Genomic DNA, 24,191 nt, shown 5'->3' with positions numbered 1-24,191 from the left:
GGTCACTTCCCGAGTTCGTCGTCGAGCAGGTCGAACAGTTCCTCGGCGGTCGCCGAGTCGAGCGCGGGCCCGGTGTCGGCGGGGCGCTCGTCCGCGTCCCAGGCCCGCACGAGCGAACGCAGCCGCACCGAGATCGCGGCGCGCTCGCCCTCGGGCGCCGCGGCCAGCAGCCGCTCCACCCGGGCGAGTTCGGCGTGCAGGTCCACCTCGGCCCCGCCGAGCAGCGAGACCAGGTGGTCGGCCACCGCCCGGGGCGTCGGGTGGTCGAAGATCAGCGTGGCGGGCAGGTCCGCGCGGACGCGGGTGCCGAGCAGGTTGCGGAACTCGACCGCGATCAGCGAGTCGAACCCGAGGTCCTTGAACGCCACGGTCGGGTCGGGTTCCTCGCCGGCCTGGTGCCCGGACACCTGCGCGGTGGTGGCGAGGACGAGTTCCAGCAGCAGCCTGTCCCTGGTCGCCGGGTCGGCCGCGGCCAGCCGGTCGTGCCAGGTGTCCGGCTCGGCGACGGCCGGCAGCGACCGGGCCTGCGGAATCCCGGTGATCAGCGGCGACGGGCGGGCCGCGGTGAAGCCGGGGGCGAAGCGCGCCCAGTCCACCTCGGTCACCACCGCGGTGGCGGCGTCGCGTTCCACGGCGTGCCAGAGGGCGGCGACGGCGCGCTCCGGGTCCAGCGGGGTGAACCCGCTGCGCCGCAGCCGGTCCGCCGCGCCGGGGTCGCGCGCCATGCCGGCCTCGGCCCACGGCCCCCACGCGATCGAGGTCGCGGGCAGGCCCTCGGCGCGCCGCCGCTCGGCGAGCGCGTCGACGAAGGCGTTGGCGGCGGCGTAGTTGCCCTGCCCCGCCGCGCCGACCGCGCCGGCGAACGAGGAGAACACCACGAACGCGTCGAGCGGCACGTCCCGGGTCAGCTCGTGCAGGTTCTCCGCGCCCCGCGCCTTGGCGCGCAGGACCGCGTCGAACCGCTCCGGCGCGAGGGTCTCCACCACGCCGTCGTCGAGGACGCCGGCCGCGTGCACCACGGCGGTCAGGTCGGGCACGTCCGCCAGCACGGCGGCCAGCGCGTCCCGGTCGGCCACGTCGCAGGCGGCGAAGGTGGTCCCCGCGCCCAGGTCCGCCAGTTCGGTGCGCAGTCCGGCCGCGCCGTCCGAGCGCTCACCGCGTCGTCCGACGAGCACGACGTGCCGCGCGCCGGCCTCGGCGACGGCCCGGGCGACCCGGCGGCCGAGCGCGCCCGCGCCGCCGGTGACCAGCACCGTGCCGGAGGGACGCCACGTCCGGGTGGCCGGGCCACCGGGCGCGGGCACCAGGCGGCGGGCCGCGACGCCCGTCGGGCGCACGGCGACCTGGTCCTCCGCGCGTCCGGCGAGGACGCCGGCGAGCCGTTCGGCGGACCGGGCGTCGAGGACCGGCGGCAGGTCGACCAGACCGCCCCACAGGCCGGGGTGCTCCAGCGCCACGACCCGGCCGAGGCCCCACACCGCCGCCTGGGCGGGGTCGGGCCGCTCGCCGGCGATCGCCGACACCGCGCCGCGGGTGAGCACCCACAGCGGTCCGGCGGTCCCGGTGTCCCCGAGCGCCTGCACCAGGCCGGCGGTCGAGACCAGGTTGCGGTGGGCGTCGGTCCCCGCGGAGGCCAGTGAGACGACGCCGGCCGGGGTGGTGTCCCCCAGGACCTCGCGCAGCCGCACGGCCACCGCCGCGCGGTCCGCGCCCGCCGGCACGGGCAGGTGCACGACGTCCGCGCCGTGCGCGGCCAGGGCCTCGGCGACCGCCTCGTCCCGCGCCGCGAGTTCCTGCGCGGTCCGGTCCTGCGCGGCGGGGTCCTGCGCCGTCACCAGCAGCCAGGTGCCCGACAGCAGCGCCTGCCGGTCGGCGACCGGCTCCCAGGTGGCCCGGTAGCGCCACCCGTCCAGCTCGGCCGCCTCCCGGGACTTCCTGCGCCACGCCGACAGGGCCGGCAGCACGCCCGCGAGGGCCGCGTCGCCGCCCAGGTCGAGCGCGGTCGCCACGGCGTGGGTGTCGGACCGGTCGACCGCCGCCCAGAACTCCGCCTCGGCGGGGTCGGCGGACGCGGGCGCGGCGGCGGCCGGTTCGGGCCAGAAGCGCCGCCGCTGGAACGCGTAGGTGGGCAGGTCGACGTGCGCGGAGCGCGTCCCGAACCAGCCCGTCCAGTCCACCGCCGAGCCCGAGACGTGCAGGCGGGCCACGGCGGCGGCCAGCGCGGCGGCCTCGTCCCGGTCGGCCCGGGTCAGGGCGACGACCACGCGGTCCGCGACCACCTCGGCGGCCGACGCGCCGAGCACGCCGTCCGGGCCGATCTCGACCAGGGTGGACGCCCGCAGCCCGGCGACGGCGTCGGCGAACCGGACCGGCATCCGCACCTGGTCCACCCAGTAGTCCGGGGTGTCGATGCCGTGCCCGCTCGGCGCGGTGGTCACGACGGGGACCCGCGGCGCGGCGAACGCGACGTCGGCGAGCACCGCCCGGAACCCCGCGAGCACCGGGTCCATGCGGTGCGAGTGGAAGGCGTGCGACACGACCAGCCGCTTGGTCCGCGCGAAGTGCGCGGCGACCGCGTCCACGGCGTCCTCGTCACCGGACACGACCACGGCGGACGGACCGTTGACGGCGGCGATCGACGCGCCCTCGCCGAGCAGCGGCAGCACGTCGGCCTCCGCCGCCCGGATGGCGACCATCGCGCCGCCCCCGGGCAGCTCCTGCATCAGCCGCCCGCGCGCCGCGACCAGCCGGCAGGCGTCGGCCAGGGAGAACACCCCGGCGACGTGCGCCGCCGCGACCTCTCCGACGGAGTGGCCGACCAGCACCTCGGGCCGCAGGCCCAGGGACTCGGCCAGCCGGAACAGCGCCACCTCGAACGCGAACAGCGCGGGCTGGGTGAACTCGGTGCGGTGCACCAGGTCCGAGCCCACGACCTCGTCCAGCGGCCGGGACAGGTGCGGGTCCAGCGCGGACCGCACCTCGTCCCACGCGGCGGCGAACACCGGGAACGCGGCCCGCAGGCCGGCGCCCATGCCGACGCGCTGCGCGCCCTGGCCGGTGAACAGGAACGCCGTGCCGGAGGGTTCGCGGACCACGCCCTCGACGACCGACGCGGACGGCTCGCCGGCCGCCAGCGACCGCAGCCCGGCCACCCAGTCGTCGCCGTGCACCACGGCCCGGTGGTCGAACGCGGTGCGCGCGGTGGCCAGGGCGAACCCGACGTCCGCCGGGTCGACGTCGCCGGTGAGGCGCGCGAGCAGGCGGGCGGCCTGGTCGCGCAGGGCCGCCGGGGTCGTCGCCGACAGCGGCAGCAGCACCGGGCCGGCCCCGGTGGCGCCCCCGACCGCGGCGGGTTCGCCGGCGGTCGTCCCGACCGCGGGGGCCTGCTCCACGATGAGGTGCGCGTTGGTGCCGCTGATGCCGAACGACGACACGCCCGCCCGGCGCGGACGCCCGCCGTCGGGCCACGGCCGCGCCGAGGTGAGCACCTCGACCGCGCCGCTCGACCAGTCGACGTGCGGCGACGGTTCGGTCACGTGCAGCGTGCGGGGCAGCAGCCCGTGGCGCAGGGCCAGCACGACCTTCAGCACGCCGGCCGCGCCGGCCGCCGCCTGGGTGTGGCCGAGGTTGGACTTGACCGAGCCGACGAGCAGCGGCTCGTCGCGGTCCTGCCCGTAGGCGGCGAGCAGCGCGCCCGCCTCGATCGGGTCGCCCAGGGACGTGCCCGTGCCGTGCGCCTCCACCGCGTCCACGTCGGACGGTCGCAGGCCGGCATCGGCCAGTGCCGCGCGGATGACCCGCTGCTGGGAGCGGCCGTTGGGGGCGGTCAGGCCGTTGGACGCGCCGTCGGAGTTCACCGCGGAACCCCGGATCACGGCCAGCACCCGGTGCCCGTTGCGCCGGGCGTCGGACAGCCTCTCCAGCACCACGGTGCCCGCGCCGTCGGAGAACGTCGCCCCGTCGGCGTCGGCGGAGAACGCCTTGCAGCGCCCGTCCGGGGCCAGCCCGCCCTGCCGGGCGAACTCGCCGAACACGCCGGGCGTCGCCATCACGGTCACGCCGCCGGCCAGCGCCAGCGTGGACTCGCCGGACCGCAGCGACCGGACCGCCATGTGCATGGCGACGAGCGCCGACGAGCAGGCGGTGTCGACCGTGACGGCGGGCCCCTCCAGGCCGAACGCGTAGGCCACCCGGCCGGACAGGACGCTGGCGTTGTTGCCGACGCCCACGTGCCCGCCGAGGTCGGCGTCCGAGTCGCGCAGCAGCGTGGCGTAGTCCTGGCCGTTGGTGCCGGCGAACACGCCGGTCCGGGTGCCGCGCAGGGTCTCCGGGACGATCCCGGCGTCCTCGAACGCCTCCCAGGACGTCTCCAGCAGCAGGCGCTGCTGCGGGTCCATGGCCAGCGCCTCGCGCGGCGAGATGCCGAAGAAGGCCGGGTCGAACTCGGCCGCCTCCCGCACGAAACCTCCAGCCAGCGCGTACACCCGACCAGTGTCGTCAAGCTGGGAGTAGGCAATTCCCTCGACTTTCCAGCCGCGGTCGGCCGGCGGGCCGGTGATCGCGTCGCCGCCCGAGGCCAGCAGGTCCCACAGCTGGGCGGGGTTCGACACCCCGCCGGGGAACCGGCAGGCCATGCCGACGATGGCGATCGGCTCGCCGTCGGCGGCGGCGACCGCGGCGCCCTCCCGGTCCGCGCGGGAGCCGGTCAGCTCGGCGACGACGTGCTCGGCCAGGGCCTGCGGGGTGGTGTGGTCGAACACCACGGTCGTGGGCAGCCGCAGGCCGGTGGCCGCGTTGAGCAGGTTGCGCAGCTCCAGCGCGGTCACCGAGTCGGTGCCCAGGTCGCGGAACGGGGTGCGCGGCTGCACGTCGGACGCCGAGCCGAAGCCCAGGGTGGCGGCCACCCGGTCGCGGACCAGGGCCAGCGCGGCGGGCACCCGCTCGGCGGCGGGCAGCGCGGTCAGGGTGGCGGCGAACCCGGCGTCGTCGGACGTGGGGGCGACGCGGGCGGCGAGCGCCCGCACCTCGGGCAGGTCGGCCACGAACGGGCTGGGCCTGCTCGCGGTGAACGCGACGCCGAAGCGCTCCCACTCGACGTCGGCGACGGCGAGCGCCGGTCGCGCGCCCGCCATCGCGGTGCGCAGCGCGACGACCGCGACGTCCGGGTCCATCTCGACGAACCCGTGCCGCCGGGCCGTGCGCCCCACCTCGCCCTCGGCCATGCCGCCCTCGCCCCACGGCCCCCACGCCACGGACAGCGCGGGCAGCCCGAGGGCGGCCCGGTGCTCGGCGAGGGCGTCGAGGTAGGCGTTGCCGGGCGCGTAGTTGCCCTGGCCGGGCACGCCGAACACGCCCGCGATGGACGCGAACAGCACGAACGACGTCAGGTCGCGGTCGCGGGTCAGCTCGTGCAGGTGCCACGCGCCCAGCGCCTTGACGGCCAGCACCTCGTCCACCCGCTCGGGGGTGAGGGCGTCGACCATCGCGTCGTCGAGGGCGGCGGCGGTGTGCACGACGTCGGTCAGCGGGCAGTCGTCGCCGATCGCGTCGAGCACGGCGGCGAGCCGGTCGCGGTCGGACACGTCGCACGCGACGATCGTGACGCGCGCGCCCAGCGCCTCCAGGTCGGCCCGCAGCCCGTCCGCGCCGGGCGCGTCGGGGCCGCGGCGGCTGGTGAGCACCAAGTGCCGGGCGCCCTCGCCGGCCAGCCAGCGGGCGACGTGCGCGCCGAGGGCGCCGGTGCCGCCGGTGACCAGGGCGGTGGCGGGCGGTCCGGCCCGCTCGGCGACCCGCACGGGCGGCGCGTGCTCGAAGCGGCGGCCGTGCGGACCGGTGCGGCGCAGCGCCACCTGGTCCTCGCCGGACGAGCCGTCCAGCACGGCGGCCAGGTCCCGGTGGTCGAGGTCGGCGGCGTCGGCGGGCAGGTCGAGCAGGCCGCCCCAGCGATCGGGGTGCTCCAGCGCGACGACCCGGCCGAGGCCCCACACGGCGGCCTGGGCGGGGTGCCCGGCCCGTTCGGCGGGGGTCACGGCGTGGGCGGCGCGGGTGGCGCACCACAGCGGCGCGGTGATCCCGGCGTCGCCGAGGGCCTGGACGAGCGCGAGCGTGGCGGCCAGGCCGCGCGCGGCGCCCGCGCGGTAGGGGCGCTCGTCCGCGCCGAGCAGCGAGAACACCCCGGCGTACCGGCCGGCCGGGAGCGCGGCGGCGTACCCGGCGCGGTCGGGCGCGGCGGTGTCCAGCGCGACGACCGCGCCGGCGGGGGCGACGCGCGCCGTCCACGCCGGGTCGGGGTCGTCGGCCGGCACCAGCACGAGCCAGTCGCCCGACAGCGGCGGCGCGTCCACCCGCGGCACGGGCCGCCAGGCGACCCGGTACAGCCAGTCGTCGCCGGCCTCGCCGGGGCGCGCCAGCAGCGCCAGCGCGTCGCCGACGGACATCTCCGGGTCGAGGCCGGCGAGGAAGCCGTCGTCGACCTTCGGCGCGGTCGGCTCGGGCATCGGCGGCCAGAACCGCTCGTGCTGGAACGCGTAGGTCGGCAGCGCGGCGGGCGCGACGCCCTCGCACAGCGCCTCCCAGCGCACCGGCACGCCCGCCACCCACGCCTCGGCCACCGACCTGAGCAGCCGGTCCGCGTCGCCCTCTCCGCGCCGCAGCGAACCCACGACGACGGCGTCGTCGCCGACCACGTCCCGCACGCTCATCGACAGCACCGGGTGCGGCCCGACCTCGACGAACACGTCCGTGCCCGCGTCGGCCGCGGCGCGTGCCGCACCCGCGAAGTCGACCCGTTCCCGCAGGCTGCGGAACCAGTAGCCCGCGTCGAGGTCGGCCGTGTCGACCGCCGCGCCGCGCAGCCCCGAGTAGAACCCGGTGGGCACCGACACCGGCGCGACGCCGGCGAGGTCGGCCAGCACCCGCTCCTCGACCGCGTCCACGCCGGCCCAGTGCGAGGCGTAGCCGACGGGGATGCGGCGCGCCCGGACGTCCCGCGCCACCAGGTCGGCGACCAGGTCGTCCAGCGCGTCCACGTCGCCGGACAGCACGACGGCGCGCGGCCCGTTGACCGCCGCGACGACGGCGCGGCCGGCGAAGCGCTCCAGCAGCGGCTCCACCTCGCCCCGGGACAGCGCGACCGACGCCATGCCGCCGCGCCCCTCCAGCACCTCGGCGATGGCCCGGCTGCGCAGCACGACGACGCGGACGGCGTCCTCCAGGGACAGCGCGCCGGACGCGCAGGCCGCGGCGATCTCGCCCTGCGAGTGCCCGACGACGCCCGCCGGCTCGACGCCGAGCGCGCGCCAGGTGTGCGCGAGCGACACCATCACCGCGAACAGCGCGGGCTGCACCACGTCCACCCGCTCCAGCGCGTCGGCGTCGCCCAGCACGTCGAACAGCGACCACGGCACGAGCGCGGACAGCGCCGCGTCGACCTCGTGCATCCGGTCGGCGAACTCGGGCGAGCCGGCGACCAGCTCGCGGGCCATCCCGACCCACTGCCCGCCCTGGCCGGGGAACACGAACGCGACCGGTCCGCGGTCGGCGGCCGTCCCCCGCACGAGGCCGGGGTGCGACTCGCCGCGGGCCAGCGCGGCGAGCGCGCCCGCCCGGTCGTCGCCGAGCACGACGGCCCGGTGGTCGAAGCGGGTGCGGCGCAGCAGGGCCGCGCCGACCGCCGCCGGGTCGTGGTCGCCCGGGTGGGCGGCCAGCCGGGCGGCCTGGGCGCGCAGCGCGGCCTCGGTGCGGCCGGACAGCACCCACGGCACCACGCCGTCGACCGGCGCTTCGAGGTCCGGCGGCGCGGGGGCCTCGGCGGGCGGGGCCTGCTCCAGCACGGTGTGCGCGTTGGTGCCGCTGATGCCGAACGACGACACGGCGGCGCGGCGCACGCGACCGGCGTCCGGCCACGGCACGTTCTCCGCCGCCAGCTCGACCGCGCCGGCGGACCAGTCGACCTCGCCGGTGGGCTCGGTGACGTGCAGGGTGCGCGGCACGACGCCGTGCCGCATCGCCTCGACCACCTTGATGATCCCGGCGACGCCGGCGGCGGCCTGCGCGTGCCCGATGTTCGACTTGACCGACCCCAGCAGCAGCGGGTTCTGCCGGTCGCGGCCGTAGGTGGCCAGCAGCGCCTGCGCCTCGATCGGGTCGCCGAGCGGGGTGCCGGTGCCGTGCGCCTCGACCACGTCCACGTCGGACGGGGTGAGGCCGGCGTTGGCCAGCGCGGCGCGGATCACCCGCTGCTGCGACGGGCCGTTCGGCGCGGTCAGGCCGTTCGACGCGCCGTCCTGGTTCACGGCGGAACCACGCACCACCGCGAGCACGTCGTGACCGTTGCGCCGCGCGTCGGACAACCGCTCCAGCACCAGCACGCCCACGCCCTCCGCCCACGCGGTGCCGTCGGCGTCGGCCGAGAACGCCTTGCAGCGCCCGTCCGGGGCCAGCCCGCCCTGCCGGGAGAACGTGACGAACTCCAGCGGCGTCGACATCACCGTGACGCCGCCGGCCAGCGCCAGCGAGCACTCGCCCGAGCGCAGCGACTGCGCGGCCAGGTGCAGCGCCACCAGCGACGACGAGCACGCCGTGTCCACCGTGACGGCCGGGCCGACGAGTCCCAGCGCGTAGGACAGCCGGCCGGACAGCACGCTGCCCGCGTTGCCGGTGTTGAGGTGCGCGGCCACGTCGATGCCGGAGTGCAGCAGCACGCCCGCGTAGTCCTGGCCGCCCGCGCCGACGAACACGCCGACGTCGTCGCCGCGCAGCCCGACCGGGTCGATCCCGGCGGTCTCCAGCGACTCCCACGCGGTCTCCAGCAGCAGGCGCTGCTGCGGGTCCATCGCCAGGGCCTCGCGCGGGGCGATGCCGAAGAAACCGGCGTCGAAGTCGGCCGCGTCGCGCAGGAACCCGCCGGCGCGCACGAACTCCGGCTCGTCCGGGTCGCGCAGCTCGGGGACGTCCCAGCCGCGGTCGGCCGGGAAGCCGGTGATGGCGTCCACCCCGTCGGAGACCAGTCGCCACAGGTCCTCGGGCGACCGCACCCCGCCCGGGTAGCGGCAGCCCATGCCCACGATCACGACCGGGTCGTCCGCCTGCTCGGCGGTCCTCGGCGTCGCGTCGAGCAGGACGGGGGCGCTGCCGCCGATCTCGGCCGCCAGGTGCCCGGCCAGCGCGCGGGGCGTCGGGTGGTCGAACACCAGCGTCGACGGCAGGGTCAGGCCGGTGGCCGCGTCGAGCCGGTTGCGCAGCTCCACGCCGGTCAGCGAGTCGAACCCGAGGTCGCGGAACGCGCGGTCCGCGCCGACCACCGTGCCGGGGTGCCCGAGGACGGCGGCGACGTGCCCGCGCACCGCCTCCAGCAGGGCGGCGACCAGGTCGGGGCCGGACAGGCCGGCGAACTCGGCGCGGTCGGCGTGCGCGGCGGCCGTGCGGCGGACGACCGCCGGGGCCAGGGCGCGCAGCAGCGGCGGCACGCTCGGCAGGGTGCGCAGCGTGCCCACCGCGAACTCCTGCGCCACCACGGCCGGGTCGCCGGCGGCCAGGGCCGCGTCGAACCAGGCCAGGCCGCGCTCGCGGGTCATCGGCGGCATCCCGGCGCGGGCCAGCCGCTGCCGGTCGGCGGCCGACATGCCGCCCGCCATGCCGGCGGGCAGCGCCCACGCGCCCCAGGCGATCGACACGGCGGGTTTGCCCTCGGCGCGGCGGTGCGCGGCGAGGGCGTCCACGAAGGCGTTGCCGGCGGCGTAGTTGGCCTGCCCGGCCGCGCCGAGGACCCCGGCCAGCGAGGAGAACAGCACGAGGGGCGTGTCGGGCAGCAGCTCGTGCAGGTGCCACGCGCCGTCGGCCTTGGGCCGCATGGCGGTGGCCAGCCGTTCGGGGGTCTGCGCGGCGATCACGCCGTCGTCCAGCACGCCGGCGGCGTGCACCACGCCCGTCAGGCCGGGCACGTCCGCCAGCACGGCGGCGAGCCGGTCGCGGTCGGCCACGTCGCACGCGGCGACGACGACCCGCGCGCCCGCGTCGGTCAGCTCGGCCACGGCCTCGGCGACGCCCGGCGCGTCCACGCCCCGGCGTCCGGTGAGGACCAGGTCGCGGACGCCGTGCGCGGTGACGAGGTGGTGGGCGAGGACGAGGCCGAGCCCGCCCGTGCCACCGGTGACGAGGACGGTGTCGCCCAGGTCCAGCGCCTCACCCGGCGTGCCGGCGCGGACCAGGCGGGCCGCGCTCGGGACGCCGCCGCGCAGCGCGAGCTGCGGTTCGCCGGTGGCGACGGCGGCGGGCAGCAGGTCGGCGGGCCCGTCGAGGTCGACCAGCGCGAGCCGGTCGGGCGCCTCGGTCTGCGCGGACCGCACCAGGCCCCACACACCGGCCTCGGCCGGTCCGGTGCCCCGGGTGACCAGGGCGAGCCGTGCGCCGCGCGGCGCCTCGGCGAGCCAGGTGCGCACCGCGTCGAGCGCGGTCGCGGCGGCCTGCCGGGCGGCGGACGCGGGGTCGTCCCCCGCCGGCACGACCGGCAGCACGGTCACGTCGGGCGCGCCGGCGGCCAGCACCGCCGCCAGGTCGGGGTGGCGCGTCGCGCCCGGCACGTCGACCACGTCGCCGACGACCGCGGCGGACACGGCGCCGGCGGCCGGTTCGACCGCGTGCCACTCGACGCGCACCAGGCCGGCGTCGTCCGGCGCGACCACGTCGGCGAGGCTGCGCACGGTCAGCCGGCCCGCGGTGAGCACGGGCGCGCCGGTCGGGTCGACGACGGTGAGGGCGACGCTGTCCGGACCGGTCGGCGTGATCCGGGCGCGCACCGAGGTCGCGCCCGCGGCGTGCAGGCGCAGGTCGGCCCACGCGAACGGCAGCCTGCCCTCGTCGCCGCCCATCGAGCTGGCGCTGAGCGCCTGCACGACGGCGTCGAGCAGCGCGGGGTGCAGGCCGAAGCCGTCGGCGGTGCGCGCGTCGCCGGGCAGCACGACCTCGGCGAAGACCTCGCCGTCGCGCCGCCACAGCGACCGCAGGCCGCGGAACAGCGGGCCGTACTCCCCGCCCGCGCCGCGCGTGACGTCGGCGTGGAAGTCCTCCACCGACAGCTGCTCCGCACCGACGGGCGGCCACTCGACGCCCTGGTCGGGCGCGGGCTCGACCAGCGCGGTGAGCACACCGGTGGCGTGCAGGGACCAGTCGGTCCCGTCCTCCCGCCGGGAGTGGACGGTGACGGCGCGCGTGCCCGGCGCGCCCTGGTCGTCGACGCGCACCTGCAGGGTGACGCCGCCGGACTCGGGCACGACGAGCGGCGCGACGAGCATCAGCTCCCGGACGCCGCCGAAGCCCACCTCGTCGCCCGCGCGGACGGCCAGTTCCACGAACACCGACCCGGGCAGCACGGCCAGGCCGCCCATCCGGTGCTCGGCGAGCCACGGGTGCGAGGACAGCGACAGGCGGGCGGTGAACACGTGGCTCTCGGAGTCGGCCAGGCCCACGGCGGCGGCGAGCAGCGCGTGCCCGGTGGGCTCGACGCCCGCCGCGGCGAGGTCGAGGCCGGCCCCGGTGACGACCGGCCAGAACCGGCGGCGGCGGAACGCGGTGGTGGGCAGCGCGACCCGGCGCGCGCCGGGGGTCGGCGCGGTCAGGTCGACGGGCGCGCCGGCGGCGTGCAGGCGGCCCAGGGCGGTGACGGCGGCGGTCGGCTCGTCGTCGCCGCGCAGCAGCGGAACGGCCACGACGTCGGCGTTCTCGCGCACGGCGGCGGACAGCGCCGCGCCGGGCCCCACCTCCAACACGGTCGAGACGCCGCGCTCCGCCAGGGCGGTCACCGCGTCGGCGAACCGGACGGTGCCCCGGACCTGGCGGACCCAGTACTCCGGCGAGTCCCACTCGCCGTCGGCGGTGGGCTCGTGCTCGATCGCGGGGCGGCCGAAGGCGATGCCGTCGAGGACGCGCCGGAAGTCGTCCAGCACCGGGTCCATCAGCGCCGAGTGGAAGGCGTGGCTCACCCGCAGCCGCGTGGCCTTGTCACCCAGCCGCGCGGCGAGGGCGAGCACGGCGTCCTCCGGTCCGGCGACGACCAGCGACGCGGGCCCGTTCACGGCGGCGATCGACACGCCGTCGTCCAGCAGCGGCCGCACCTCGGCCTCGGTCGCCCGCACGGCGACCATCGCGCCGCCGGCCGGGAGCGCCTGCATCAGGTTCGCCCGCGCCACCACCAGGCGGCACGCGTCCGCCAGCGGGAACACGCCCGCCACGTGCGCGGCGGCGATCTCGCCCACCGAGTGCCCGACCAGCACGTCCGGTCGGACGCCCCAGGAGTCGAGCAGCCGGAACAGCGCGACCTCGACCGCGAACAGCGCGGGCTGGGCGAACCCGGTCCGGTCCAGGTCGGCGTGCGCCAGGGCGTCGCGCAGCGACCAGCCGGACTCGGCGTCGAGCACGGCGGCCACCTCGTCCAGGGCGGCGGCGAACACCGGGTAGCGGTCCAGCCCGAGGCCCATGCGGGCGCGCTGCGAGCCCTGCCCGGCGAAGGCGAACGCGAGGCCGCCGCGACGGGGCTCGCCCTCGACGACGCCCGGCGCGTCCCCGTCGGCGGCGAACGCGGCCAGCCGGTCGGCGGCCTCGGCCCGGTCGGCGGCGACCACGACGACCCGGTGCTCCAGCGCGGCGCGCGTGGTGGCCAGGGAGAACGCGGTGTCGGCGAGGGCGTCGTCGGTGTCGCGCAGGTGGTCGGCGAGACGGGCGGCCTGGGTGCGCGCGCCGTCGCGGTCCCGCGCGGACACGGCGAGCGCGAACGGCCCCTCGGCCGGTGCCGGGGGCGTCGACATCGGCGACGGGGCCGGCTGCTCGATGATCACGTGCGCGTTCGTGCCGCTGATGCCGAACGACGACACGGCGGCGCGGCGCGGCCGGTCGACGGCGGGCCACGCCCGGCCGTCCACGACCAGGTCCACCGCGCCCGACGCCCAGTCCACGTGCGACGACGGCTCGGTGACGTGCAGGGTGCGCGGGACGGCGCCGTGCCGCATGGCCTCGACGACCTTGATGATCCCGGCGACGCCGGCCGCGGCCTGGGTGTGGCCGATGTTCGACTTGATCGAGCCGAGCAACAGCGGCTCGTCGCGGTCCCGGCCGTAGGTCGCGAGCAGCGCCTGCGCCTCGATCGGGTCGCCGAGCACGGTGCCGGTGCCGTGCGCCTCGACCACGTCCACGTCGGACGGGGCCAGGCCGGCGGCGTCCAGGGCCTGTCGGATCACGCGCTGCTGGGAGGGCCCGTTGGGCGCGGTGAGGCCGTTGGACGCGCCGTCGGAGTTGACCGCGCTGCCCTTGACGACGGCCAGCACGGTGTGCCCGTTGCGGCGCGCGTCGGAGAGGCGTTCGAGCAGCAGCACGCCCGCGCCCTCCGACCAGCCGGTGCCGTCGGCGGCGTCCGAGAACGCCTTGCAGCGGCCGTCCGGCGCGAGCCCGCCCTGGCGGGAGAACTCGACGAACGGCGTGGGCGTGGCCATCACGGTGACACCGCCCGCCAGCGCCAGGTCGCACTCGCCCGAGCGCAGCGCCTGCGCCGCCCAGTGCAGGGCGACCAGGGACGACGAGCACGCGGTGTCGACCGTGACGGCCGGGCCCTCCAAGCCCATCGTGTAGGCGACGCGGCCGGTGGCGACGCTGCCGGAACTGCCGTTGCCCTGGGTGTCGGAGTCGACGGCGGCGGCCTGGGCGAGCAGGCCGTAGTCGTTGTACATCACGCCCGCGAACACACCCGTGCGGCTGCCGCGCAACGAGACCGGGTCGATGCCCGCCCGCTCCACGGCCTCCCACGACACCTCCAGCAGCAACCGCTGCTGCGGGTCCGTGCCGAGGGCCTCGCGCGGCGACATGCCGAAGAACGCCGGGTCGAACTCGGCCGCGTCGTGCAGGAACCCGCCCTCGCGGGTGACCGAGGTGCCGGGGCGGACGCGGTCCGGGTCGTGCAGGGCGTCGACGTCCCAGCCGCGGTCGGCCGGGAAGTCGCCGATGCCGTCGCCGCCGCGCGCGACGAGGTCCCACAGCTCCTCGGGCGAGGTGATGCCGCCGGGGTAGCGACAACCCATGCCCACGATCACCACGGGGTCGTCGGAGACCGCGACGGCGCGCGGGGCCTCCCGGGTGGGCGCGGGCGCCGCGACCAGTTCGGTCCGCAGGTGCGCGGCGAGCGCGAGCGGCGTCGGGTGGTCGAACACCAGGGTCGGCGGCAGGGTCAGGCCGGTGGCCGCGTCCAGGCGGTTGCGCAGGTCGATCGCGGTCAGCGAGTCGAACCCGAGTTCCTGGAACGTGCGGTCGGCGGGCACGGCGGAGGCGTCGGCGTGCCCGAGCACCTGCGCGGCGGCCGACGACACGGCGGCCAGCAGGGCGCGTTCCTGCTCGGCGGGCGGTCGCCCGGCCAGGTCGCGGCCCAGGCGCGTGGTGGGGTTCGCGCGGCGTGCGGCGGCGCGGCGTGCGGGCACGAGGTCGCGCAGCAGCGGCGGCACGTCGTCCAGGGCGCGCAGCGCGGCGGTGTCCAGGCGCAGCGGGAGCAGAGCGGCGCGGTCGGCGGTGAGCGCGGCGTCGAACAGCCCGAGCCCCTGCTCGACGGTGAGCGGCGGCAGGCCGGCACGGGCCATCCGGGCGCGGGCGGCCTCGTCCAGCTCACCCGCCATGCCACCGGTCCACGCGCCCCAGGCGAGGGACACGGCGGGCAGCCCGGCGGCGCGGCGGTGCTCGGCGAGCGCGTCGAGGAAGGCGTTGGCGGCGGCGTAGTTGCCCTGCCCGGCCGCGCCCAGCACGCCCGCGGCCGAGGAGAACAGGACCAGCGGGACGTCGGTCAGCTCGTGCAGGTGGTGGGCCGCGTCGACCTTGGGGCGCAGGACCGCGTCGAACCGCTCGGGGGTGAGCGCGTCGAGCACGCCGTCGTCCAGCACGCCGGCCGCGTGGACCACGGCGGTGACCGGGTGCTCGGCGAGCAGCGCGGCCAGGGCGTCGCGGTCGGCGACGTCGCACGCGACGGTCACCACGTCCGCGCCCTCGACGTCGACCGGGCGGCCCGTGCGGGAGGCGAGGACCAGGCGGCGGACGCCGTGCGCGGCCACCAGGTGCCGGGCGACGAGGCCGCCGAGCGCGCCGGACGCGCCGGTGACGAGGACGGTGTCGCCGAGGTCGGTGGTCGTCGCGCCGGCCGCGGCGGGGGCCAGGCGGGGCACGAGGACCCGGCCGTCGCGGACGGCGACCTCGGGTTCGTCGGGCAGGGACGCGAGGTCGGCCGAACCGTCGCTGTCGACGAGCGCGAACCGACCGGGGGCCTCGGACCCGGCGGTGCGCACCAGGCCGCGCACGGCGGCGTGGGCCAGGTCGCCCGCGCGGGTCACCACGACCAGGCGGGAGTGCGCGACCGCCGGTTCCGCCTGCCAGTCCTGGAGCAGGGCGAGCACGTCGGCGACGAGCACGCGCACCGCCTCCGGCACGGGCCCGTCGACCACCGGGAGCGGGTGGAACACGGTCGCCGGGACCTCGTCACCCGCCGCGAGGGCCGCCCACAGCTCGTCGGCGTCCGCGTACGAGGTGCCCTGCGCGCCGGGGGCCGGGGCGTCGCCGAGGACGGCGTGCCGGCCGAGCGGCGGCACCGCGCGCACCGGTCGCCACCGGGTCTCCAGCAGGTCCCCGGCGGCCTGCGCGCCGGCGGCGCGCAGCACCACGCCGGCGACCGTCAGCACCGGTTCGCCGTCGGCGTCGGCCAGCCGCACCGACACGGAGTCCGGTCCGACCGGTTCGACCAGCGCGCGGGTGGGAACGGCTCCCGGGGCGTGCGCGGTCACGTCGGTCCAGGTGAACGGCAGGCCGGCGAGACCGGGCAGGCCGAGCAGCGGCACCGCGTGCAGGGCGGCGTCCAGCAGCGAGGGGTGGACGCGGAACCCGGCGTCCGGCGCGTCGGTCGCGGTCAGGTCGAGTTCGACGGCGACACCGGAGTCGGTGCGCCGGGCGCCGGTCAGCGCGCGGAACGCGGGACCGTACGAGAACCCGCCGGCCGCCAGGCGGTCGTACAGGTCGTCGACGGGCAGCGGTTCGCCGACCGGGTCGGACCAGGCGGCGGGCTCCGCCGCCTGGTCGAGCCGGCCGGTGGCGTGCCGGGTCCAGGCCCCGTCGTCGTCCGGTCGGGCGTGGACGGTGACGGCGCGGTCGGCGTCCACGACGACGCGCAGCTGCACGGCGGCGTCCTCGGGCAGCACCAGCGGGGCCTCGACGACGAGTTCGGCGATCCGGTCGCAGCCGACCTCCTCGCCGGCGCGCAGCACGAGGTCCACGAACGCCGCGCCGGGCAGCAGCACCGCGCCGCCCACCACGTGGTCGGCCAGCCACGGCTGCGAGCGCAGCGAGAACCGGCCGGTGAGCACCGCGCCGCCGCCGTCCGGCAGGTCGAGCACCGCGCCGAGCAGCGGGTGCCCGGTGGCGCGCAGCCCGGCGGCGGACACGTCCCGGACCGCCCCGTTCCCGCGGCGCGGCCAGAAGCGCTGACGGGCGAAGGCGTACGTCGGCAGCGGCACCACGCGGCCGTCGGGCAGCAGGGCCCGCCAGTCGGGTTCGACGCCGCGCGCCACGAGCCGGGCCAGCGCGGCCCGGGCGGTGTCCACCTCGTCCCGGTCGCGGCGCAGCAGCGCCACGCCCTCGACCCCGGCGGTGCCGGCGGCGGTGACGAGCGCCGCGTTGACCAACGCGGTGTCCGGGCCGAGTTCGACGAGGGTGGTGCCGCCGTCCCCGACCACCGCCCGGACCGCGTCGGCGAACCGCACCGGCTCGACGACCTGCTCCACCCAGTAGTCGGCGTTCGCCAGGTCGGCCACCGCGCCGGTCACCGTCGAGACGACCGGGATGGACGGCGTCCCGAACGCGACCCCGTCGAGCACCCGCCGGAACCCGTCCCGCACCGGGGTCATCAGCGGCGAGTGGAAGGCGTGCGACACGGGCAGACCGCGCACCCGGTGGCCGCGCTCGGCCAGCTCGGCGGTGGCGGCCAGCACGGCCGTCTCCTCGCCGGACAGCACCACCGCGCGCGGGCTGTTCACCGCGGCGAGGGCGACGGCGTCACCCAGGTACGGCGCGACCTCGTCCTCCGACGCCTCGACGGCCACCATCGCCCCGCCCCCCGGCAACGCCGCCATCAACCGGCCCCGCGCCACCACCAGACGACACGCGTCCTGCAAGCTGAACACGCCCGCCACGTGGGCGGCCGCGAACTCCCCCACCGAATGCCCCACCAGGAAATCCGGACGCACACCCCACGACTCGAGCAACCGGAACAGCGCCACCTCGACCGCGAACAACGCCGGCTGCACCACCGCCGTGTCCGACCCACCCTCCGCCAACACCCCGCGCAACGACCGACCCCACAACGGGTCCACCACCGCCGCCACCTCGTCCAGGGCCTCCGCGAACACCGGGAAACGGGACGCCAACCCCACACCCATGCCCGGCCGCTGCGCACCCTGCCCCGAGAACAGGAAACCGGTCAGGCCGTGACCGGAGGCGATGCCGGCCACCACGTCCGGGTGGTCCTCGCCCTCGGCGAGGGCGAGCAGCGCGGTGCGGGCCTGCTCGACGTCCGACGCCGCCACCACGGCCCGGTGCTCGAACGACGCCCGCGTGGTCGCCAGCGAGAACCCGAGGTCGACCAGGTCGGCCTGGCGGGACAGCAGGTTCGCGGCCTGGGCGCGCAGCGCGGTGGGCGTGCGCGCGGACAGCACCAGTGGCACGAGTCCCGGGGACGGCGCGCTCGGCGCGGGCTCGGCGGCCGGGACCTGCTCCAGCACGACGTGCGCGTTGGTGCCGCTGATGCCGAACGACGACACGCCCGCCCGGCGCGGCGCACCGGTCTCCGGCCACGGCGTCGGCTCGGTGAGCAGGATGACGTCGCCCGCGGACCAGTCGACGTGCGTGGACGGTTCCGTGACGTGCAGGGTGCGCGGCAGCACGCCGTGGCGCATGGCCTGCACGACCTTGATCACGCCCGCGACACCCGCGGCGGCCTGGGTGTGCCCGATGTTCGACTTGACCGAGCCGAGCAGCAGCGGGTGTTCGCGGTCCTGGCCGTAGGTGGCCAGCAGCGCCTGCGCCTCGATCGGGTCGCCGAGCGTCGTGCCGGTGCCGTGCGCCTCGACGGCGTCCACTTCGGACGGTCGCAGGCCGGCGTCCGCGAGCGCCTGCCGGATGACGCGCTGCTGCGACGGGCCGTTCGGCGCGGTGAGGCCGTTGGACGCGCCGTCCTGGTTGACGGCGGAGCCGCGCACGACGGCGAGGACGGTGTGCCCGTTGCGCCGCGCGTCCGACAGCCGCTCCAGCACCAGCACGCCGACGCCCTCGGCCCAGCCCACGCCGTCCGCGCTGTCGGAGAACGACTTGCAGCGCCCGTCGGCGGCGAGCCCGCGCTGCCGGGAGAACTCGACGAACGTGCCGGGCGTCGACATCACCGTGACGCCGCCGGCCAGCGCCAGCGAGCACTCCCCCGCGCGCAGCGCCTGCGCCGCGAGGTGCAACGCCACCAGCGACGACGAGCACGCCGTGTCGATGGTGACGGCCGGGCCGACCAGGCCCATCGTGTAGGCGACGCGGCCGGACAGCACGCTGCCCGCGTTGCCGATGCCCAGGTAGCCCTCGACGTCCGGCGGGAACTCGACGTTCCCGGCCGCGTAGTCGTAGTACATGAGACCCGCGAACACGCCGGTCCGGCTGCCGCGCAACGACTGCGGGTCGATGCCCGCCTGTTCCGCGGCCTCCCACGACACCTCCAGCAGCAACCGCTGCTGCGGGTCCATCGCGAGGGCCTCGCGGGGCGAGATGCCGAAGAAGTCGGGGTCGAACGCGCCCGCCTCGTGCAGGAACCCGCCCTCGCGGGTGTAGCTGGTGCCGAGCCGGTCCGGGTCCGGGTCGTAGAGCGACGTGAGGTCCCAGTTCCGGTTGTCGGGGAACCCGGTGATGCCGTCGCCGCCGTTCGCGACGAGGTCCCACAGGTCGTCGGGCGAGGTGATCCCGCCCGGGAAGCGGCAGCTCATGCCGACGATGACCACCGGGTCGTCGTCCGTCGCGCCGGTCGCGGGGGTCGTGCCGGCGCGGGTCGGCCCGGCGGGGGCGTCGTCGCCGGTCAGTTCGGCGGCGAGGAACGCGGCGAGGGCGTCGACCGTGGGGTGGTCGAACACGAGGGTGGCGGGCAGCCGCAGGCCGGTGTCGGCGGTGAGGGCGTTGCGCAGCTCGACGGCGGTCAGCGAGTCGAACCCGAGGTCGGTGAACGCCTGGTCCGCGCCGATGCGGCCGGGCGCGGCGTAGCCGAGGACCGCGGCGACGTGCGCGCGCACCAGGTCGGCGACGACCCGGCCGCGCTCGGCGGGGGTGCGGCCGGTGAGGCGCCGGGCGGGCACCGAGTCGCCGGAGCGGTTCGCGCGGACCTGGCGGCGGGTGGGCCGCACGAGCGTGCGCAGCACGGGCGGCACCGGGTCGATGGCCGCGAGCGTGTCGAGGTCGAGCCGGACGGCGGCGGTGACGGCGCGGTCGGTGCGCAGGGCCCCGTCGAACAGGTCGAGGCCGTGGCGCGCGGTCAGCGGCGGCAGGCCGGTGCGGGTGAGGCGCTCGACGTCGGCGGCGGTGAGGCCGGCGGTCATGCCGCCCGCTTCCGACCAGGTGCCCCAGGCCAGCGACAGCGCGGGCGCGCCGAGGGCGCGGCGGTGCTCGGCGAGGGCGTCGAGGGCGCTGTTCGCGGCGGCGTAGTTGCCCTGGCCGGACGCGCCGAACAGGCCGGCGACGGAGGAGAACAACAGCAGCGGCGCGGCGGGGGCCAGTTCGTGCAGCGCCCAGGCCGCGTCGACCTTGGCGCGCAGCACGGCCTCGAACCGCTCGGGCGTCAGGGACTCCACGGTCGCGTCGTCCAGCACGCCGGCCGCGTGCACGACGGCGGCGAGCGTCCGGTCGCCGACGGCTGCGGCCAGCGCGGCGGGGTCGGCGGCGTCGCAGGCGACGACCTCCGCGCCCAACTCCTCGGCGAGGTCCGCCGCACCGGGGGCCGCCGGGCCGCGCCGGCTGACGAGCAGCAGGTCCCGGGCCCCGTGCTCGGCCACGAGGTGGCGCGCGACGAGCGCGCCGAGGCCGGACGTGCCGCCGGTGACGAGGACGGTGCCTGCGGAGAAGTCGGGGACGCCGGCGTCGTCGGCCACCGGGAGCCGGGTCAGGCGCGGGACGGACCACCCGCCGTCCCGGACGGCCGCGTGCGGCTCGCCCAGGGCGGCGAACCGGGCGGCCAGGTCCGCGACGTCGGCTTCCGCGGCCGGGTCGGCGAGGTCCAGCAGGCCGAAGCGGTTCGGGTGCTCCGCCTGGGCGGCGCGCACCAGGCCGCCCACGGCGGCCGACACCGGGTCCGGGGCCTCGCCCGGGGAGACCGCCACCGCGCCGGAGGTGACGAACACCAGCGGCGTGGGGTCGGTGGTCGCCAGGCGCTCCTGGAGGTGGCCCAGCACCTCGGCCAGGACCGCGCGGGTCGCCTCGGGGACCGTCCCCTCCGGCCGGCCCACGCGGACCACGTCGGGGGCCGGACCGGCTTCCGGCGCGGGCGTGGCGATCCAGTCCATCCCGTACAGCGACTCGTGCCTGCCGCGACCGGCCGCGCGCACTCCGTCGACCGACGCGGGCCGCAGGGCCAGGCCGCCGACCGAGGCGACCGGCGCGCCCGTCCCGTCGGCGACGACCAGCGACACCGACTCGGGGCCGGTCGGGTCGAGCCGGACGCGCAGCTCCGACGCGCCCACCGCGTGCAGGACGACGTCGGACCAGGCGAACGGGATGCGACCGCGCACGTCGTCCGACGAGCCCGGCGGGGTGGTGCCCAGCGCGTGCAGGGCCGCGTCCAGCAGCGCCGGGTGCAGCCCGAACGCGGCGGCGTCCTGCCCCTCGGGCAGCCGCACCTCGGCGTAGACGCGCCCGCCCTGCCGCCACACCGCCGTCAGGCCCTGGAAGACGGGGCCGTAGCCGAAGCCGGCGTCGGCCAGCCGCGCGTAGTGGCCGGTCAGGTCGACCGGTTCGGCGTCGGCGGGCGGCCACGCGGTCAGCGACTCCAGCACGGCCGTGCCGCCGGGCGCCAGCACGCCGGAGGCGTGCCTGGTCCACGCGAGGTCGGCGTCGCCCTCCGCGCGCGAGTGCACGGACACCGCGCGCCGGCCCGCCTCGTCGGCCGCGCCGACGGTGACCTGCAACCGCACGCCGTCGCCCTCGGGCAGCACGAGCGGCGCCTCGACGGTCAGCTCCTCGACGACGCCGCAGCCGACCTCGTCGCCCGCGCGGGTGGCCAGGTCGAGGAAGGCGGTGCCGGGCAGCAGCACCGCGCCCATGACGACGTGGTCGGCCAGCCACGGCGCGGTGCGGGTGGACAGGTGGCCGGTGAACAGCAGGCCGTCGCCGTCGGCGAGGCCGATGGTCGCGCCCAGCAGCGGGTGGTCGGCGGCGGACAGGCCCCACTGGCCGGGGTCGCCGACGCCGCGGCCGGCCAGCGGCACGTCGATCCAGTAGCGCTCCAGCTCGAACGCCTGCGTCGGCAGGTCCACGACCCGCGCGCCGGAGCCCGCGAACACCGCGGACCAGTCCGGCGACCAGCCTCGGCCGTGCAGGTCGGCCAAGGCGGTGAGCAGGGACGCCGCCTCGGGGCGGTCGCGGCGCAGGGCGGGCACGCCGTCGTCCACCAGGGAGCTGAGCACGGCGTCCGGCCCGACCTCCAGGAACCGGGTGACGTCGCGCTCGGCGAGCCAGCGCACGCCGTCGTGGAAGCGCACGGTGGCGCGGACCTGCCCCACCCAGTAGGCGGGGTCGGCGAGGTCGGTGACGCGGCCGGTGACGGTGGAGACGATCGGCACGGTGGGCGCGCCGTAGGTCAAGCCGCGGGCGACGCGCTCGAAGTCGGCCAGCACCGGCTCCACGCGCGGCGAGTGGAAGGCGTGCGATACGCGCAGCCGGGTGGTGCGGCGGTCGGCGAACGCGGCGGCCACCGCCTCGGCCTCGTCCTCCTCGCCGGAGACGACGACGGAGCGCGGCCCGTTCACGGCGGCGATCGACACGCCGGCCGTGAGCAGCGGCGTCACCTCGTCCTCGGTCGCCTCGACGGCGATCATCGCCCCGCCGGGCGGCAGCGCGCCCATGAGCGCACCGCGCGCGGCGACCAGCGCGCACGCGTCCGCCAGCGACAGCACGCCGCCCACGTGCGCGGCGGCCAGCTCGCCGACGGAGTGGCCGATCAGGTAGTCGGGGCGCAGGCCCCACGACTCCAGGAGCCGGAACAGGGCCACCTCGAACGCGAACAGCCCGGCCTGGGCGAACGCGGTGTCGTGCACGCGGTCGGCGGGCACCTCGTCCAGCGGCACGGGCAGCAGCGGGTCGAGGAGCGCGCACACCTCGTCCCAGGCCCGCGCGAACGCCGGGAACGCCGCGCGCAGCTCGCGCCCCATGCCGGCGCGCTGCGCGCCCTGACCGCTGAACAGGAACGCCGAGTGCCCCGGCCTGGCCTGCGCGGTGCGGGCCGTGGTGGGCGCGCCGGAGGCCAGGGCCCCCAGCGCGGTCCGCAGCTCGTCGAGGTCGCCCGCCACGACGGCGGCGCGGTGCGGCAGCGCGGCCCGGGTGGTCGCGGCCGACCGCGCCAGGTCAGGCAGCGCGGGGTGCGCGGTGTCCACGAAGGACAGCAGGCGGCCCGCCTGGAGGCGCAGCCCCTCCGCCGACCTCGCGGAGAGCACGACGGGCACGACGGGCGCGCGCCACTCCCCCGCCTCGTCGGCGGGCTCCGGGGCGGGCGCCTGCTCGATCACGACGTGCGCGTTGGTGCCGCTGATGCCGAACGACGACACGCCGGCCCGGCGCGGCCGGTCGCGGTCGGGCCACGGCACGGCCTCGGTCAGCAGCCGGACGTCGCCGGTGGACCAGTTGACGGCCCCGGTGGGCTTGTCGACGTGCAGGGTGCGCGGGAGCAGGCCGTTGCGCAGGGCGAGGACCACCTTGATGACGCCCGCGACGCCGGCGGCGGCCTGGGTGTGCCCGAGGTTGGACTTGACCGACCCCAGCCACAGCGGCTCGTCCCGGTCCTGCCCGTAGGTGGCCAGCAGCGCGGCGGCCTCGATGGGGTCGCCGAGCACGGTCGCCGTGCCGTGCGCCTCCACCGCGTCCACGTCGGCCGGCCGCAGCCCGGCCGACGCCAGCGCCGCCCGGATCACCCGCTCCTGGGACGGCCCGTTGGGCGCGGTCAGGCCGTTGGACGCGCCGTCGGAGTTCACCGCCGACCCGCGCAGCACCGCGAGCACCGGGTGCCCGTTGCGCTGCGCGTCGGACAGCTTCTCCAGCACCAGCACGGCCGCGCCCTCGCCCCAGCCGGTGCCGCTCGCCGCGTCGGCGAACGACCGGCAGCGGCCGTCGGGGGCCAGCCCGCGCTGGCGGCTGAACCCGATGAACAGACCGGGCGTCGCCATCACGGTCACGCCGCCCGCCAGCGCCAGGTCGCACTCGCCGCGCCGCAGCGCGTGCGCGGCGAGGTGCATCGCCACCAGGGACGCCGAGCACGCCGTGTCCACGGTGAGCGCCGGCCCCTCCAGGCCGAGGGCGTAGGCGACCCGGCCGGACAGCACGCTCGCCGCGAGTCCGGTGGCCAGGAAGTCCTCCGCGCCGGTGGGGAGCCGGGCGACGAACTCGCTGTAGTCCTGGTAGTTCGCGCCGGTGAACACGCCGGTGCGACTGCCGCGCAGGGCGGTCGGGTCGATCCGGGAGCGTTCCAGCGCCTCCCAGCTGACCTGGAGCAGCAGGCGCTGCTGCGGGTCCATCACCACGGCCTCGCGCGGCGAGATGCCGAAGAACGCCGGGTCGAAGTCGGCCGCGCCGCGCAGGAAGCCGCCCTGGTCGACGTACGACGTGCCGCGGCTCTCCGGGTCCGCGTCGTACACCGCGTCGAGGTCCCAGCCGCGGTCGGCGGGGAACCCGCTGATCGCGTCGCGCCCCTCGACCAGCAGGTCCCACAGCTCCTCGGGCGTGTCCGCGCCGGGGAGCCGGCACGACATGCCGACGATCGCGATCGGCTCCTGCGTCCCCTCCTCTGCCTCCCGCAGCCTCTGCCGGGTCTGCTGGAGGTCGGCGGTCACCCGCTTGAGGAAGTACCGCAGCTTCTCCTCGTTCTCCATCGGTGTCTACTCCCTCGGGGACCAGCG

General features: G+C 77.8%; 1 protein-coding gene. It reads right to left on the bottom strand.

The annotated features are described in order from the left end of the window. Positions 1-2: 2 nt before the first annotated feature. A complete protein-coding gene (locus CKY47_RS21110; RefSeq protein WP_306747647.1) occupies positions 3-24,164 on the bottom strand; it encodes a type I polyketide synthase in 24,162 nt (8,053 codons plus the stop codon). Between the last annotated feature and the right edge of the window lie 27 nt (positions 24,165-24,191).

Origin of the sequence: Saccharothrix longispora (assembly GCF_030852425.1) — a bacterium.
Classification (GTDB): domain Bacteria; phylum Actinomycetota; class Actinomycetes; order Mycobacteriales; family Pseudonocardiaceae; genus Actinosynnema; species Actinosynnema longispora.
The sequence above is the reverse complement of the archived record's forward strand: the minus strand, read 5'-3'. Positions and strand labels throughout refer to the sequence as shown.

Bases quoted from the DNA above. Each gene is read 5' to 3' on its own strand.
- CKY47_RS21110 (WP_306747647.1), bottom strand. From the start codon at position 24,164: ATGGAGAACGAGGAGAAGCTGCGGTACTTCCTCAAGCGGGTGACCGCC.